Origin of the sequence: Janthinobacterium aestuarii (assembly GCF_051380835.1) — a bacterium.
In the GTDB taxonomy this organism is placed as follows: Bacteria; Pseudomonadota; Gammaproteobacteria; order Burkholderiales; family Burkholderiaceae_D; genus Janthinobacterium; species Janthinobacterium aestuarii.
Genome location: NZ_JBNYXU010000001.1, coordinates 22,300 through 38,124, shown reverse-complemented (window position 1 = coordinate 38,124; position 15,825 = coordinate 22,300). Strand labels below are relative to the sequence as shown.

General features: G+C 62.8%; 18 protein-coding genes. 6 read left to right on the top strand and 12 right to left on the bottom strand.

Features of this window, described 5'->3' with window-relative positions; genetic code table 11:
• Positions 1–221 precede the first annotated feature (221 nt).
• The 9 genes from ACQ4WO_RS00190 to ACQ4WO_RS00150 form a co-directional block, all read right to left on the bottom strand.
• Positions 222–1,241 carry an L-threonylcarbamoyladenylate synthase gene (locus ACQ4WO_RS00190; RefSeq protein WP_436479751.1) on the bottom strand — a complete coding sequence of 340 codons (1,020 nt, stop codon included), beginning with the start codon at positions 1,239–1,241 and terminating at the stop codon, positions 222–224.
• The gene (locus ACQ4WO_RS00185; RefSeq protein ID WP_436479750.1) at positions 1,238–2,434 is read right to left on the bottom strand and encodes a 5-(carboxyamino)imidazole ribonucleotide synthase; all 1,197 of its coding nucleotides are present in this window, start codon (positions 2,432–2,434) and stop codon (positions 1,238–1,240) included. The genes ACQ4WO_RS00190 and ACQ4WO_RS00185 overlap by 4 nt, the downstream gene beginning before the upstream one ends.
• 15 nt (positions 2,435–2,449) lie before the next feature.
• Positions 2,450–2,947, bottom strand: a complete 498-nt coding sequence (gene purE / locus ACQ4WO_RS00180) for a 5-(carboxyamino)imidazole ribonucleotide mutase (protein ID WP_034746126.1) — start codon at positions 2,945–2,947, stop codon at positions 2,450–2,452.
• 1 nt (position 2,948) lies between these two features.
• Positions 2,949–3,842, bottom strand: coding sequence for a phosphoribosylaminoimidazolesuccinocarboxamide synthase (locus tag ACQ4WO_RS00175; RefSeq protein WP_436479749.1), 894 nt, complete (start codon positions 3,840–3,842; stop codon positions 2,949–2,951).
• 104 nt (positions 3,843–3,946) lie between these two features.
• The gene (gene fba, locus ACQ4WO_RS00170; RefSeq protein ID WP_034746119.1) at positions 3,947–5,011 is read right to left on the bottom strand and encodes a class II fructose-bisphosphate aldolase; all 1,065 of its coding nucleotides are present in this window, start codon (positions 5,009–5,011) and stop codon (positions 3,947–3,949) included.
• Positions 5,012–5,198: 187 nt separating this feature from the next.
• The gene (gene pyk, locus ACQ4WO_RS00165) at positions 5,199–6,647 is read right to left on the bottom strand and encodes a pyruvate kinase (RefSeq protein WP_034780607.1); all 1,449 of its coding nucleotides are present in this window, start codon (positions 6,645–6,647) and stop codon (positions 5,199–5,201) included.
• 110 nt (positions 6,648–6,757) lie between these two features.
• Complete coding sequence (locus ACQ4WO_RS00160) at positions 6,758–7,969, bottom strand: phosphoglycerate kinase (protein WP_436479748.1); 1,212 nt, start codon at positions 7,967–7,969, stop codon at positions 6,758–6,760.
• 77 nt (positions 7,970–8,046) lie between these two features.
• Positions 8,047–8,397, bottom strand: coding sequence for a branched-chain amino acid transport AzlD family protein (locus tag ACQ4WO_RS00155; RefSeq protein ID WP_436479747.1), 351 nt, complete (start codon positions 8,395–8,397; stop codon positions 8,047–8,049).
• On the bottom strand, positions 8,390–9,124 hold the full coding sequence (locus ACQ4WO_RS00150; RefSeq protein ID WP_338679886.1) for an AzlC family ABC transporter permease: 735 nt from the start codon (positions 9,122–9,124) through the stop codon (positions 8,390–8,392). The genes ACQ4WO_RS00155 and ACQ4WO_RS00150 overlap by 8 nt, the downstream gene beginning before the upstream one ends.
• 258 nt (positions 9,125–9,382) lie before the next feature.
• On the opposite strand from ACQ4WO_RS00150, the gene ACQ4WO_RS00145 reads away from it, so the two are divergent.
• The 4 genes from ACQ4WO_RS00145 (at position 9,383) to ACQ4WO_RS00130 (ending at position 11,689) form a co-directional block, all read left to right on the top strand.
• Positions 9,383–9,577: a zinc-finger domain-containing protein gene (locus ACQ4WO_RS00145; RefSeq protein ID WP_034746106.1), complete on the top strand. Its 195-nt coding sequence runs from the start codon at positions 9,383–9,385 to the stop codon at positions 9,575–9,577.
• Between the two features lie 72 nt (positions 9,578–9,649).
• On the top strand, positions 9,650–10,075 hold the full coding sequence (locus ACQ4WO_RS00140; RefSeq protein WP_034746103.1) for a YybH family protein: 426 nt from the start codon (positions 9,650–9,652) through the stop codon (positions 10,073–10,075).
• Positions 10,075–11,100, top strand: coding sequence for a YheT family hydrolase (locus ACQ4WO_RS00135; RefSeq protein ID WP_436479746.1), 1,026 nt, complete (start codon positions 10,075–10,077; stop codon positions 11,098–11,100). Before ACQ4WO_RS00140 ends, ACQ4WO_RS00135 begins: the two co-directional genes overlap by 1 nt.
• On the top strand, positions 11,093–11,689 hold the full coding sequence (locus ACQ4WO_RS00130) for a DUF2946 family protein (RefSeq protein ID WP_436479745.1): 597 nt from the start codon (positions 11,093–11,095) through the stop codon (positions 11,687–11,689). Before ACQ4WO_RS00135 ends, ACQ4WO_RS00130 begins: the two co-directional genes overlap by 8 nt.
• Here ACQ4WO_RS00130 and ACQ4WO_RS00125 read toward each other — a convergent pair.
• Positions 11,686–13,275 (bottom strand): beta-barrel assembly-enhancing protease, encoded by a 1,590-nt coding sequence (locus ACQ4WO_RS00125; protein ID WP_436479744.1) that lies wholly within the window; start codon positions 13,273–13,275, stop codon positions 11,686–11,688. The two genes, ACQ4WO_RS00130 and ACQ4WO_RS00125, sit on opposite strands and share 4 nt — an antisense overlap.
• A 187-nt stretch (positions 13,276–13,462) precedes the next feature.
• Between ACQ4WO_RS00125 and moaC the strand changes: the two genes are divergently transcribed.
• Positions 13,463–13,969 (top strand): cyclic pyranopterin monophosphate synthase MoaC, encoded by a 507-nt coding sequence (gene moaC, locus ACQ4WO_RS00120; RefSeq protein WP_436479743.1) that lies wholly within the window; start codon positions 13,463–13,465, stop codon positions 13,967–13,969.
• Here moaC and ACQ4WO_RS00115 read toward each other — a convergent pair whose 3' ends face one another.
• Positions 13,970–14,350, bottom strand: coding sequence for a DUF6713 family protein (locus ACQ4WO_RS00115; RefSeq protein WP_436479742.1), 381 nt, complete (start codon positions 14,348–14,350; stop codon positions 13,970–13,972).
• A 162-nt stretch (positions 14,351–14,512) separates the two neighbouring features.
• Here ACQ4WO_RS00115 and ACQ4WO_RS00110 point away from each other — a divergent pair, with 162 nt between their 5' ends.
• Positions 14,513–15,235 (top strand): flagellar brake protein, encoded by a 723-nt coding sequence (locus ACQ4WO_RS00110; protein ID WP_436479741.1) that lies wholly within the window; start codon positions 14,513–14,515, stop codon positions 15,233–15,235.
• Between the two features lie 21 nt (positions 15,236–15,256).
• Here the strand turns inward: ACQ4WO_RS00110 and ACQ4WO_RS00105 are convergent, their stop codons facing one another.
• Entirely contained in the window at positions 15,257–15,721 is a 465-nt protein-coding gene (locus ACQ4WO_RS00105; protein ID WP_436479740.1) for a pilin, read from the bottom strand.
• Positions 15,722–15,825 lie beyond the last annotated feature (104 nt).

The following is a 15,825-nucleotide window of genomic DNA, read 5'->3' as shown; positions in this document are numbered from 1 at the left end:
TCTGGTTTCTAAACGAACGGGCGTGCTATTCGCTACCCAACTAATATGCCATCGTTCCTCAGGCTTGTATAGAAAATATGTTTTAAAAATCAACGAAATAACAACATCGCCGGCGCCCCGTCATGGCCGGGCGATCCGCTGAATTATGGAGGATTTACTATGTTTCGTGGCAAGCATTGCTATTGCGCTGCATCAATAAAAAGCCCCTTGCGGGGCTTTTTTCAGACGGACAGGAATTGCTGCAAGATACCACTTGAGCCGAAAGCGGCACGCCGCAAACGGTCGTTGACACCCAGCCAAGCGGGGCCGGTCGGTGGCGCTTCGACGAGTATCAGCTCGGCGCCGACCTGGTCCATCGTGCGCAGCGAGGCATACAGCGCATGTGCGTAATTTTCCGGGTTGGCGGCCAGGCGTACGCTGGCGCTGGCCGGCGGCAGATCCGAGTAGTGGATCAGGGCCACGCGGCGCCCGTCGTTGAGCAGGCGGTTCAAGGTGGCGCTCACGTCATCGCTGTGCTGCATCGCAACAGGCGTATGCGGTGCGTAATGCGATTCCAGCGTGCCCGAGGCACGCGGCGCGGCCGCGTCGGCAACAGCCGGTGCGCGACCGATGACGGCGGCGATCTGCTCGCTGCTGATATGGCCGGGACGCAACAGCACGGGACCGTGCGTGGCCAGCCGCGACAGGTCGACGATGGTCGACTCGATGCCCACGTCGCTCTGCCCGCCGTCGAGCACCAGGCCCAGCAAGCCGCTGTCGAGTTCCGCAGCAAATTCATCGCGCACGTGCTGCGCCGTCGTCGGGCTGACGTTGCCGAATTTGTTCGCCGACGGCGCTGCCAGGCCACCCTTGCCACCCTTGAAAGTGCGTAGCAATTCGATAGCCACCGGGTGCGACGGGCAGCGCAGACCCACCGTATCCTGGCCGCCGGAGACAGCGTCGGGGATATGCGCGGCACGCTTGACGATCAGCGTCAGCGGACCGGGCCAGAAGGCGGCCACCAGTTGCTGCGCTTCCTGCGGGATATCGTCGGACCAGTGCGCCAGGTCGGCGCCGGGCGCCACATGCACGATCACGGGATGGTCCGAGGGACGGCCCTTGGCTTCGTAGATGCGCGCCACGGCGGCCGGGTTTTCCGCATCGGCGCCCAGGCCATACACGGTTTCCGTCGGGAAAGCGACGAGGCCGCCCCTTTCCAGCACGGCAGCGGCCGCCGCCAGGTCTTGTGGGGGCACGCTCACGGCGCGATTCCCAGGATCAGGCAAGCGTCGCGCAGGCGCTGCTGCGCCTGCGGCAAGCTGGCGGCGATGAAGGTCAAATGGCCCATCTTGCGGCCACGGCGCGGATCGTCCTTGCCATACAGATGCAGGCAAGCGCCCGGCAGCGCCAGCACCTGGTCCCACGCCGGTTCAGTGACCACGTCGCTGTCGTCGGCAAACCAGGCGTCGCCGAGGATGTTGAGCATCACGGCAGGCGAATGCTGGCGCACGTCGCCCAGCGGCAAGCGCGCCATCGCCCGCACCTGCTGCGCGAACTGGCTGGTGACGCAGGCATCCATCGTGTAATGACCGCTGTTGTGCGGGCGCGGCGCCATTTCATTGACCACCAGGCTGCCATCTTCCAGCACGAAAAATTCGATGCACAGCACGCCGACGTAACCGAGTTCTGCCACCATGGCTTGCGCCGCCCGCTGCGCCTTGGCGGCGCAATCGTCGGACACGTTCGGGCCCGGCACGGTGGTGGTAAACAAGACGCCGTCGCGGTGCACGTTTTCGGCGATCGGATAGACGACCGATTCGCCATCCACGCCGCGCGCCGTCAGCACCGACACTTCATACGCCAGCGGCAGCATCTTTTCCAGCAGACAAGTTACTTCGCCCATTTCCGCAAACGCGGCACGCACATCGTCGCGCGTGCGCACGCGGAACTGGCCCTTGCCGTCATAGCCCATGCGCACGGTTTTCAAGATACCGGGCAGCAAATCGTCGCCGATGGCATCGATGTCAAGCTGCGTGGCGATCACCATGTGCGGCGCCGGCAGCACGCCCGATTTGGCCGCACAGTCGACAAAGAAACGCTTTTCCGCGATGCGGTCTTGCGCCACCGAGACGCCATGGGCGTTCGGCGCCACGAACACGCGTTCGGCCAGGCGCGACAGGCTGTCGGCCGGCACGTTTTCAAATTCCGTGGTGATGGCCAGGCATTGCGCGGCCAGAGCGTCGAGACCGGCCACATCGCTGTAGCCGGCATTGATGAGGCGCTGCGCCACCTGCCCCGCAGGGCAGGCGTCGGACGGTTCCAGTACGGCTACTTGATAACCGATGCTCTGGGCGGCCTGGGCAAACATGCGGCCGAGCTGGCCGCCGCCCATCACGCCCAGCCACGCCGGTGGATGGGCGGCAGGCAGCAATGGGGAAGTCGATTTACTATTCATTATTTCTCAAACACATTAGTCAGGCAAGACCATGGCCTTGGCGGCGGCCGTTTGCGTGGCACGGAACGCTTCCAGGCGCTCGGCCAGGGCGTCGTCGTTGGCGGCAAGCATGGCCACGGCCGTCAGCGCCGCATTCGCCGCGCCCGCTTCGCCGATGGCGAAGGTGGCCACCGGCACGCCCTTGGGCATTTGCAGGATGGACAGCATGGAATCTTCGCCGCGCAGGTATTTCGATGGCACGGGCACGCCCAGCACGGGCACGATGGTCATCGCGGCCACCATGCCAGGCAGGTGGGCCGCGCCGCCTGCACCGGCGATGATGGCGCGCAAGCCGCGCGCGCGCGCGCTTTTCGCGTACGCATACATCTCGTCGGGCATGCGGTGCGCGGAAATGACTTGCGCTTCGTATGGCACGCCAAACTGCTTCAGCATGGCGACCGCGTTCTGCATCACGTCCCAGTCCGAGGACGACCCCATGATGACGCCGACCAGCGGCTTGTTTTGCTCAGTCATCTCAGGCCTTCAGCTTCTCGCCCGTCAGGCGTTCGATGGCTTCAAAATACTTGGCCTGGGTTTTTTCGATGACGTCGGCCGGCAGCGCTGGCGCCGGCGCGGTCTTGCCCCAGGTCAGCGTTTCCAGATAGTCGCGCACGAATTGCTTGTCGAACGACGGCGGCGAAATGCCAGGCTGGTAGGAATCCGCAGGCCAGAAGCGCGACGAGTCGGCCGTCAGCACTTCATCCATCAAATGCATGACGCCATTGTCGTCCAGGCCGAATTCGAACTTGGTGTCGGCGATGATGATGCCGCGCGTGGCCGCGTATTCGGCGGCCGTCTTGTAGAGTTGAATGGCGACGTCGCGCATCTTGGCGGCCAGTTCCGCGCCGATGCGCTCTTCCATTTCAGCAAAGCTGATGTTTTCGTCATGCTCGCCCAGCTCGGCCTTGGCCGCCGGGGTGAAGATCGGTTCCGGCAGTTTTTCCGCCTGTTGCAGGCCCGCTGGCAGCTTGATGCCGCAGATGCTGCCCGTGTCCTGGTAATCTTTCCAGCCCGAACCGATGATGTAGCCGCGCACGACTGCCTCGACCATGATCGGTTGCAAGCGCTTGGCCACGACGGCGCGGCCTTGCACTTGCTCCACTTCCCCGGGCGCCACCACGGATTCCGGCGCCACGCCGGTCAGGTGGTTCGGCACGATATGGCCCAGTTTCTCGAACCAGAAATCGCTCATCTGGTTAAGGACCTTGCCCTTGCCGGGGATAGGCTCGTTCATGACGACATCGAAGGCCGACAGGCGGTCCGTGGTGACGATCAGGATCTTGTCGTCGCCAACGGCGTAATTGTCGCGGACCTTGCCGTGGCCCAGCAATGGCAGGGAGTGGATGGAAGTCTGATAGAGGCTGTTCATAGCGGGGGAATAGTTGGATGAAACGAAACCGGCAGGCAAGGGGTGCCTGCCGGTCGAGAAAATCGGGCACGGAGCATTGCTTCCGGCCCGTTCCAGACAGAATTTTACTTCACAATTTGCGACAGCTCGCCGGCCTTGTAACGCTCGGCCATTTTTTCCAGTGGCATGGCCTTGATTTTCGACGCCTGGCCTTCGCAGCCGAATGCCTGCATGCGGGCGCGCACGATTTGCTCTGCCGCAAGACGCGCTGGCTTCAGGTAGTCGCGCGGGTCGAATTTCGACGGGTTTTCAAACAGGTATTTGCGGATCGCGGCCGTCATCGCCAGGCGGATGTCGGTGTCGATGTTGATCTTGCGCACGCCGTGACGGATGCCTTCCTGGATTTCCTCGACTGGCACGCCGTAGGTTTCCTTCATGTCGCCGCCGAATTCGCGGATGATGGCCAGCAGTTCCTGCGGCACCGACGAGGAACCGTGCATCACCAGGTGGGTGTTCGGGATGCGTGCGTGGATTTCCTTGATGCGGTCGATGGCCAGGATGTCGCCCGTCGGCTTGCGCGTGAATTTATACGCGCCGTGCGAGGTGCCGATGGCGATCGCCAGGGCGTCGCACTGGGTGCGCTGCACGAAGTCGGCCGCTTGCGCCACGTCCGTCAGCAGTTGCTCGCGTGTCATGGTGCCGTCGGCGCCGTGGCCGTCTTCCTTGTCGCCCTTCATGGTTTCCAGCGAACCGAGCACGCCCAGTTCCGCTTCCACCGTCACGCCGATCGCGTGCGAGAATTTCACGACTTCACGCGATACTTCCACGTTGTATTCGTAGGAAGCGACCGACTTGCCGTCCGCTTCCAGCGAACCGTCCATCATCACGGAAGTAAAACCCGAGCGGATGGCGGCCATGCAGACGGCCGGCGACTGGCCGTGATCCTGGTGCATGACGACGGGAATGTGCGGATATGCTTCGACGGCGGCGTCGATCAGGTGGCGCAGGAACGCTTCACCGGCGTACTTGCGCGCGCCAGCGGACGCTTGCATGATCACCGGGCTGTTGAGCGCATCGGCGGCGGCCATGATGGCTTGCACTTGCTCCAGGTTGTTGACGTTGAAAGCAGGAATGCCATAGCCGTTTTCGGCGGCATGGTCCAGCAGTTGACGCATGGATACGAGAGACATGGTAATACTCCAGATAACAATAGAAACCGTTGCGGCGCTTCGCGGTCAATGACCGCGGCGGCGCCTGAATTCTTTCAACAAAACCAGAACGTCCAGCAAACTGCTCAGGGCTAGGCGCGTTGCCGAAGGCAGTACGACTAGTACGACGAGGCAATGCAACAACGCCCAGGGCGGTTTGTGGGCGTTCTTACTCGAATTCGCCGACCGTGACGATCTTTAAGGCGTTGGTGCCACCCACCTGGCCCATCGGCTCGCCCCAGGTAACGACGATCATGTCGCCCTTGCGGACGATGCCCTGCGCCACCAGCAGCTCTTCGGCCTGCTTCAGCACTTGCGCGCTGGGGGCGTTCTGCATCAGATGATACGCCCGAACATTGCGGTACAGCGCGGCTTTGCGCAAAGTCGTGACACTGGGCGTCAGTGCATAGATCGGCGTGTCGATGCTGTGGCGGCTCATCCACAAGGCGGTGGAACCGGATTCCGTCAGCGCCACGATGGCTTTGACGCGCAAATGGTGGGCCGTAAACAGTGCGCCATACGCGATCGACTGGTCGATGCGGGTAAACGTGACGTTGAGAAAATCGGCATCGAGCTTGTTGTATTCGGACTGTTCCGCTTCCACGCAGATGGCGGCCATCATTTCCACCGTCTCGATCGGGTACTTGCCCGAGGCCGTTTCGGCCGAGGTCATGACGGCATCCGTGCCGTCGAGCACGGCATTCGCCACGTCGGACACTTCCGCACGGGTCGGCACGGCGTTGACGATCATCGATTCCATCATCTGCGTGGCCGTAATCGCCAGCTTGTTCGATGCGCGCGCCATCTTGATCATGCGCTTTTGCAAGGCCGGCACGGCCGCATTGCCCACCTCGACGGCCAGGTCGCCACGGGCCACCATGATGCCGTCGGAAGCGTCGAGAATCTCTTGCAGCGCAGGAATGGCTTCCGCACGCTCGATCTTGGCGATCATCATCGGCTTGTGGTGATACGGTTCGCCGGCGATATTGGCCAGCTGACGCGCCATTTCCATGTCGGTCGCACATTTCGGAAAGGAAATAGCCAGATAGTCGGCCTGGAAACTCATGGCCGTCTTGATGTCTTCCATATCCTTGGCCGTCAGGGCCGGCGCGGACAGGCCGCCGCCCTGGCGGTTGATGCCCTTGTTGTTCGACAACTCGCCGCCAATCTTGACGGTCGTGTGGATTTCGCTGCCATGGATGCGCTCGACGATCAGCACGATAAGGCCGTCGTTCAGCAGCAGCACGTCGCCCTTGTGCAAGTCGCGCGGCAAGGCCTTGTAATCGAGGCCGACACGTTCCTGGTTGCCCAGTTCGCCGTTTTCGCCCCACTTGGCGTCGAGGATGAAGCGCTCACCCGCTTCGAGCTGGATGCGCGTATTTTCAAACTTGCCGACGCGAATCTTCGGACCTTGCATATCGGCCATGATGGCCACTTCGCGGCCGCACTCGGCCGCCGCCAGGCGCACCAGCGCCGCGCGGTCGATATGGTCTTGCGCCTTGCCGTGGGAAAAATTCAAGCGCACCACGTCGACACCCGCACGTATCATTTTGACCAGGATATCGAAGTCAGTGGAAGCGGGGCCGATTGTTGCTACGATTTTTGTACCGCGTGGCATAGGAGTCCTTGTGCGCGAGCGAAGGTGAGCAAGACCTGGCGGCTGAGCCGCCCGGCAAGGTAAAAGCGCAGCGGTCAGGCTGCGCTTGGTGGCACTACAGTCAGGCTGGATCAGCCTGCGCGTTGCATCAGAATCTCAACTGCTGGGAGAGTTTTGCCTTCCAGGAACTCCAGGAAAGCGCCGCCGCCCGTCGAGATATAGCTGATTTTATCGGTAATATCGTATTTGGCAATCGCCGCCAGGGTGTCGCCACCGCCGGCAATCGAGAAAGCTTTCGAGTCGGCAATGGCCAGGGCCAGGGTCTTGGTGCCGTTGCCGAACTGGTCGAATTCGAACACGCCGACGGGGCCGTTCCACACGATGGTGCCGGCGGCTGCGATCTGCTGCGCCAGCAGGGCGGCCGTTTTCGGGCCGATATCGAGGATCATGTCGTCGTCCGCCACGTCGGCCACGTCCTTGACGGTGGCGGCTGCCGTTGGCGAGAATTCCTTGGCGCACACGACGTCGACGGGAATCGGCACCTGCGCGCCGCGCTTGGCCATGATGTCGATGATCGCCTTGGCTTCCTCGACCAGTTCCGCTTCCACCAGCGACTTGCCGACATTCAAGCCGACGGCCTTCATGAAGGTGTTGGCGATGCCGCCGCCGACGATCAGGTTATCGACCTTGTCGGACAGGGCTTTCAGAATGGTCAGCTTGCTCGATACTTTCGAACCGGCAACGATGGCCAGCAATGGACGGGCTGGCGCGTGCAAAGCCTTCCCCAGCGCATCGAGTTCGGCGGCCAGCAGCGGGCCGGCACAGGCGACGGGCGCGAACTTGGCGATGCCGTGCGTGGACGCTTCGGCGCGATGGGCTGTGCCGAACGCGTCATTGACGTAGATATCGCACAGCTTGGCCATTTTTTGCGCCAGCTCATCGCTGTTTTTCTTTTCGCCCTTGTTCACGCGCACGTTTTCCAGCAGGACGACCTGGCCGGCAGCCAAGTTTTCCAGGCCGGCGCCATCGATCCAGTTTTGTTTCAGTGCCACTTCCTGGCCCAGCAGCTCGGACAAGCGGGCGGCCACGGGCGCCAGGCTGTCGGCCGGTTTGAACTCGCCTTCCGTCGGACGACCCAGGTGCGACGTCACCATGACGGCGGCGCCAGCGTCCAGGGCGGCGCGGATGGCCGGCACCGAGGCGCGGATGCGCGTATCTTCGGTGATCTTGCCACTGTCATCTTGCGGGACGTTCAGGTCGGCGCGGATAAACACGCGCTTGCCTTGCAGTGCATTTTGGGCGATCAAATCTTGCAGACGGATGAAGTTGAGAACAGCTGACATGGCGATCCAGATGACGAGTGGAAGGAAGTGCGCTATTTTACCGCAAGGACCAGACCAAATCCCCGATTTGTCCTGCTTTACTGAAAAACATGCAACAGTCGCAAGCCCGTGAAAACCAGCATGCCGAAGACGATGGTTTGCAGCATATTGCGGCGAATCACGAAAAAGAGCGTGGCGGCAATACCCGACAAGAGTTTCAAATTCGATAATTCGAAGTGCACTTGCTGCCCTTCCATCAGCAGGTCGGGCGCAATGATGGCCGCCAGCGCGCAGGCCGGCGCATAGCGCAGCATCTCGCCCACGCGGCGCGGGATGGTGATGTGATGGCCGATCAGCCAGAAGGTGCTGCGCGTGGCGGCCGTTGCCACTACCAGCACGGCGATGGCGATCCACACGTCGGCCCTGCCCAAGTCGATGCCGTCAATCATGGCGTTTTGCCCATTTCTCAGTCAATTCTTCCACGGCCATGGCGCTGACCATACCCACCACGACGGCCACCAGCAAGCCCAGCTTATACGGCAGGCCGAAGGCCAGCACGGCCACCGCGCCCGCCACCAGCACGCCGCACAGGGCGGCGCGGCTGAGGATCAGCGGCACCGTCACGCACAGGATCGCCAGGGTGCCGGCAAAACCCAGCCCCCATTCGGCCGGCACGACGGCGCCCAGCACGATGCCGATGAAGGAACCGATTTGCCAGGCCAGCCAGTTGGGGTAGATCAAGCCTTTCAGGAAAGGCAGCTTGGCCGGGTCCGGCGTTTCATGGGGATAGCGCTGCAGGAACAGGCCCACCGTGATGTCGCCGGCCACATAGCCGAGCGCAAAGCGCTGGCGCCACGGTAGATGGGAAAAATGGGGGGCCAGCAACACGGAAAAAATGACAAAACGCAAATTAACGACGAGAGCCGTGGCAAAGATCACCCACACGGGCGCCTGCGCGGCCAGCAGGGGCAAGGACGCGAGCTGGGCCGAGCCGGCAAAGACAAACAAGGTCATGGCCCCCGCCTGCGCGACAGTCAGGCCGCTTTTCACCATGGCCACGCCCACCACCATGCCCCAGGCGGCGATGCCCAGCAAGGTGGGCGCCCCCAGGTTCAGGCCGGCGCGCCAGGCATCTTTCAGCAGGGCGTCGTCCTTGGCGGCCGGGACGGCGTTCACGCGGCGCTCCGGCCGAGGTAGTGTGGTAACTGCACAACAATGGTGCGCGGAGAACGGCTCCGCAACGGTGATACCGGCAAGGCAAATCCAGTCAGGGTGGCGCTACGGCAGCCATATTGTCGCGAAAAACCGCGCCGCAGCCGAAGATGATCAAGCCGACATTTTAGCCATGATTTTTGCTGTCTGCCTGAATCCGTTAAAATCGTGCTTTTGGCAGCAGCCGACTTCCTTCCATACAGCCTCACGGAGCATGACAAGATGACAAAAACCACCCAGCCAGCGGTCGAACTCGACAGTAAAGACTTGCCAGCCCACTGCCCTAACCCGGCCATGCCGCTGTGGTCGTCGCATCCGCGCGTGTTCCTGGAATTCAACAAGGACGGCGTCGCCAAGTGCCCCTACTGCGGCACAGCCTACACCCTGAAGGAAGGCGCCAGCGCCGGCCATCATTAAACTGCCCAGCGGCGCGCCCCCAGCGCGCCGTTTTTATTTGCATCAAGTTATACCGATCAGCCCGGAGTCGTCATGAAACGTCTGAAAGAACTCAATGGCAGTGCCGCCGAAGTCGAAGCGGCGTTCTACGATGCCTTGCACCGCGCCGACCTCGAAGCGCTGATGGCGCTGTGGGCCGACGATGAAGAGATCGTCTGCATCCACCCGGGCGGCGCGCGCCTGATCGGCCATGCCGCCATCCGCGCCTCGTGGGAAACCATTCTGGCCGGCGGCGGCCTGCACATCGTGCCGGCGCAGCTGCATGAAACGCACAATCTGATGAGTTCGGTACACACGGTGATCGAAGGCGTGACCCAGGAAGAAGGCGGCCCGGCGCATCTGCTGGCCACGAATGTATACGTGAAAACGCCGCGCGGCTGGCGCATCGTGCTGCACCATGCTTCCATCGCCCCCGGTGGCGCACCGGCCGACGCAGCGGGGACGCAGATCCTGCACTGATGGCTTTGTCTCCTTCCTACACCGCCCCGCTGTGGCTGCCTGGCGGCCACGCGCAAACGATTTATCCGGCCGTATGCCTCGCCAAGCCGGCCGTGACCTTCCGCCGCGAACGCTGGCAGGCGCCCGATGGCGATTTCGTCGACGTCGACCTGGTCGATGGCCAGCCGGGCCAACCCTTCGTGGTGCTGTTCCACGGCCTGGAAGGCTCGTCGAACAGCCATTACGCGCGCTCCTTGATGGCCGAGGTGGCCGCGCGCGGCTGGTCGGGCGCCGTGCCGCATTTTCGCGGCTGCTCGGGCGAAGCGAACCTGGCGCCCCGTTTTTACCATTCGGGCGATGCGCAGGAAGTGGACTGGATCGTGCAGCGCCTGCGCCCGCGCGCCACGGGAAAATTGTACGCGGCCGGCGTCTCGCTGGGCGGCAACGCCCTGCTGTGCTGGCTGGGCCAGTCGCAGCACCAGGCCGATTTCATCGATGCGGCCGCGGCCGTGTCGGCCCCTCTGGACCTGGCGCAAGGGGGCAAGGCCCTGTCTTCGGGCGCCAACCGGCTCTACACGCGCATGTTCCTGAACACCTTGAAACCGAAATGCCTGACCAAGCTCGAGCAGTTTCCCGGCCTGTTCGCGCGCGACGCCATGCTGGCCGCGCGCGACTTGCACGCCTTCGACAATGTCGTCACGGCACCGCTGCACGGCTACCGCGACGCCGACGATTACTGGTACCGCGCCAGCGCCAAGCACGTCTTGCAGGACATCACCGTGCCGACCCTGGTACTGAATGCGCAAAATGATCCCTTCCTCCCAAGGCGCTTCTTGCCGCGCAGCGCAGCGCCGAAGGTCACGCTCGAGTATCCGCGCCACGGCGGCCACGTCGGCTTTGCCTCTGGCAAGATACCGGGAAGCTTGCATTGGCTGCCGCAACGGCTGCTCTCCTTCTTTGAAAACGGCAACATGGCGCCGTCTGCGCCGCAAAGCTGGCATGCTGGCGGTGCGCGCACTCACATGGAAAACGCTACACATGGATGAACTCGTCAAGCAAGCCCTGGCCAAATGGCCGAACGTACCCCACTGCTACGGCTGGCTGGGGCTGGACGCGCGCGGCCACTGGCGCATACGCGACCAGCAGGCGCAACAGCAACAACTGCCCGGCGACAAGATCGTCCACGCGGCCCTGTTGAATTTCATCAACCGCAATTACGCCCAGGACGAACGCGGTTGCTGGTTTTTCCAGAATGGCCCGCAGCGCGTGTATGTGAATCTGGAAGCGACGCCGTATATCGCCCGCAGCGATCCGCAGCACGGTTTTGTCTTGCAGACGGGCGCGCCGCTGGAACAGATCGAGCAAGTGTATTGGTGCGACGACGGCATGCTGATCTTGCGCCATGGCGATATCGTGGCGCAGGTCGACGACCGCGACATTTCGCAAGTGCTGGACGCGCTGCACTTCGATGGACAGCTGGCCAGCGACGACGACTTGCTGGCCTGGCTGCAAGAACGCCGGGGCAAGCTGACTTTATTGCATGACGGCAAGGAGATTCCCGTGCAGCCGCTGCGCTACGATGCCGTGCCGCAAACCTTCGGCTTCCAGCCGGTGCCGCAAGCCGATCAGGACTAACCCTTCTGGTCCTTGATCTGTTCGCGGCGCTTTTCCTGCAGCTCGCGCTCGCGCGCATCGATCACGGCCTGGTCGTAAAAGGTGGCGTCCGTCGATTTGCGGGCGATCGTCAACTGGTCCAGCGCGGCCATGGTGGCGCCCTGCAGCACGTAGGACTCGGCCAGCGCCATGTGCTGCAAGGTCATCTTGCCCTGATCCGCATAGGCTTTCGCCAGTAAATCGTACAGTTCCGGCTCTTCCTTGTAGAGCTGCACCTGCTCGCGCAGATACAAGGTCGATTGCTCCAGCTTGCCGGCCGCCATCAGCGCTTCCGCATACTGGTGGGCAATACCGCGCGAGAGGGGAAACTGCTGGCGCGCAACGTCCGCCGCCTTCAGCGCCTGTTGCGCCACTTCCTTCTTTTGCGCCGGCATCAACAGCACTTCCAACGCCATCGCTGCAAGCAAGGAATTGGGCGCCTGCGTGCCGCCCGAGGTAAACACGTTCGGCCCGACCGGCTGGTGCAGGGCGGCATTGGCCGCATCGAGTTCCTTTTGCGCCTCCGCCGGCTTGCCCTGCTTGACGGCGACAAAGGACAAGCCGTAATGGGCGGCCGTCACCTGGAAGCGGCTTTGCTGCTCCAGCTGCGTCTTGAAGACGGCCTTGGCATTCAACAGGCCTTGCACGCTTTCATCCTGCAGCACGCGCGCGCGCGCCCGGGCCAGGTGGAAACTCAGGCTGTCCGCCCGCTGCTTGTACGGCTGCTCGCGGATGCGCGCCTGGATGTCGGCGATGCGTTCCGTCGTCAGCGGGTGGGTCTGCAGATAGGCGGGCATCAAGTCGCTGTACGAGCGGCTCGCTGCCTGCATGCGGCCGAAGAAGGCCACCATGCCGGTGGTGTCGAAGCCCGCTTCGCCCATGATCTGGAAACCGATGCGGTCCGCCTCGCGTTCGGCGTCGCGGCCGAAATTGAGCTGGCGCTGGATGGCCAGGCCCTGGCCGGCGGCAAACACGCCCATGGCCACGTCGCCGCCCGCGCGCGAAGCGAGCGCCGCCAGCAGCATGGCCGCCAGCGGCATCAGGGCGTCCTGGCGCTGCTGGCCCAGCATGCGCGCGATATGGCGCTGCGCCACGTGGCCGATCTCGTGCGACAGCACGGACGCCAGTTCCGCCTCCGTTTGCGCCGCCAGCACCAAGGCCGAGTGCACGCCGATGAAGCCGCCGGGCAAGGCAAACGCGTTCAACTGGGGATCGCGCACGGCAAAGAAGAAATAGTCGTAATTCGTTTCGCCGCGCACGCTGGGGCGCGCCGCCACGAGCGCGTTGCCGAAGGTATTCAGGTATTCGAGCAGAGGCGCGTCGTCGAGGTAGTCGCGGTCGCCGCGGATGCCGCGCATGATCTCCTCGCCGATCTTGCGCTCCATCGCCGGCGACAGGTCTTCGCGCGACGTGTCGCCCAGGTTCGGCAGGTTCGGCGCCGGCGGCACGGCCGGCGGCGTCCAGCCACCGGCCGGCTTGGCCGCTACATTGGTGGCCGGCGCAGCAGGCGCGGACGTATAGGTTTGCGCCAGCGCACAAGGCGCCGCCAGCCATAATGCGGCCAGCATGGCTGCGCGCCGTGAGCCGCGCAGCCATGGCGCAGCGGCATTTTCAACGATGATCGGAAGGGGAGTTTTTGAATTCACGGGTGCTATCATACCTTGTTCGCGGCGCCCATTCCCACGCGTCATGCCAGTGGCATGAGGTCGTGACCGGGCGTGCCGCGCCCCCCCTTTTCTCACCTATTTCGACGCCATGACAACAGCAGACAAGCAAGCCCCCGCCGGGGAACTGACCCATTTCGACGCCACGGGCCAGGCCCATATGGTCGATGTGGGCAGCAAGGAAGACACGCGCCGCAGCGCCGTGGCCGCCGGCACCATTCGCATGCAGCCCGCCACCCTGGCATTGATTATTTCCGGCAACGCCAAGAAAGGCGACGTGCTGGGCATCGCCCGCATCGCCGCCATCATGGGCGCCAAGCGCACGAGCGACCTGATTCCCCTGTGCCACCCGCTGGCCCTCACGCGCGTCACCGTCGATTTTGAAGTGGATAAAGCGGCCAACAGCGTGCACTGCCGCGCCCAAGTCGATACGACAGGAAAAACCGGCGTGGAAATGGAAGCGCTCACGTCCGTGCAAATCGGCTTGTTGACGATCTACGACATGTGCAAGGCCGTCGACCGCGGCATGGTCATGACGAATGTGCGCGTGCTGGAAAAGCATGGCGGCAAGTCGGGCGATTGGCACGCCGAGCTGTAATTATTTTGCCTGGCGCGCAAGCTGCCCCTGGACGCGGCGCAAGTCGCGCAGCAGCCAGACGGCACTGGCCAGGCACAACGCGATGATGGCCATAGACAGGGGCAAGTGGAATTGCTCCAGCCCTGCCAGCGCAAAGCCGGCGTGGATCAGGAACGTTCCCACGCCGAGCGCGGCGCAGACACAAGCGTACAGGGGCGCCTGCGGGGTGGCCAGCAGCACGTGCCGGTAACCGGCCAGCACCAGGGCAATCGCCGCCAGATTAAACACAAGAAAACCCTGCACGCCGCCCGGCAAATGAAACATTTCCCACTCTTTCCAGTAGGCAGCGTCGATTTGATGCAAGATCAGGAACAACATGGTCCAGAAGTAGCTGCGCGGCATAAGATTTACATTCGTCAATATTGATCCCATTGTAAAGCCTGCACCGCGCACCGGCATGTGCCCATGGCACTTTCGATGTAAAAATGAATTTCATTGATATAAATGCTTTTTCATCAAGAAATCATGCATACTGCGAGTCGTCCATATCCAGATGAGCATCGCATGACAAGCAACAGACCCGCCGCGGAAAGCAAGCTCCAGGACTTCGAATTCGAGGCCATGAATCTGCAAGTGGGGGGACGCATCCAGTTCATCACGCACCGCACCATCAAACCCAGCCAGCATTTCTCGACCGTCATCGGCTATGTGAAAGACGAGTACCTGATCGTCAAGATTCCCATGGAAAACGGCGCGTCGATTGTCCTCAACGAGGGCGACAAGCTGACCATCCGCGTGTTTTCCGGCGTCACCGTCTGTTCGTTTTCCTGCAGCGTGCTGCGCATCTTCGGCCGCCCGCTCAACTATGTCCATCTGAGCTTTCCCGACGCCATCCAGGGCACCAGCCTGCGCACGGCCATGCGCGTCAAGGTGGACATTCCGGCGCAGCTGAGCTACCGCGACGTGGCGGCCGTGCCCGTGTTCATCGTCAACCTCAGCGTCTCGGGCGCGCTGATCGAGGCCCCCAGCATGCTCACGCCCGATGACGAAGGCGTGGCACTGAGTTTTACCCTGCTGGTGCAGCCGAACAAGCATCAAATGCGCGTCAACACGCGCGCCCGCATCCAGAACGTCAGCGTGGGCAAGCCGTCGAATGGCCACGCCGCCGAGGTAGCGGAAATCTATACGTACGGCGTGCAATTCATCGACCTGGAACCGACCCACTACACCCTGCTGCAAAACCTCACCTATGAAGCGCTGATCGCGGACCGGCAAAAAATCGTCTGATACCGGCGCGGCAGGCGCCGCTTACTGCGTCGCCACCACCTTGGGAATATTCGTGCGGGTAATCGCTTCCTTGGCCGCCGCATTCGTCACGCTGGTGCTGTTGAACCAGCTTAGGCTGCTGGTGCCGAGCTGCAACTCCATGTTCACCGTCTGGCCGCCCAAGCCGCTGCCCAGGTCGCCCGCGAGGGTCAGCTCGATATCGCCCTTGTCGACCTTGGCGCTGGCCACTTCGCGCGTGGCGCTGAACACGGGGATGGCGCTGGGCACGGCCGGGGTAGGCGTGCTGCAGGCGGCCGCCTCGCCGCCATTTTCCTGCACGCACAGGGCCACGGCAGTCTTCAGCGGCGCAGCGGCCGCCAGCACATTGCTGACCTTGGCCCGCATCGTATAGTCGCCGTACTGGGGAATGGCCACGGCCGCCAGGATGCTGGCGATGGCCACCACGATCATCAGTTCTATCAGGGTAAAACCGCTTTGCGCACGCATCGTATTCTCCCATTGTGCATTGCTCACCCCATGCATGGTGCAAGCGCCATGCCAGCGGCGCGCCCGGGCAGCGCCGGTACGCATGGAAAGAAAAGCGACACATT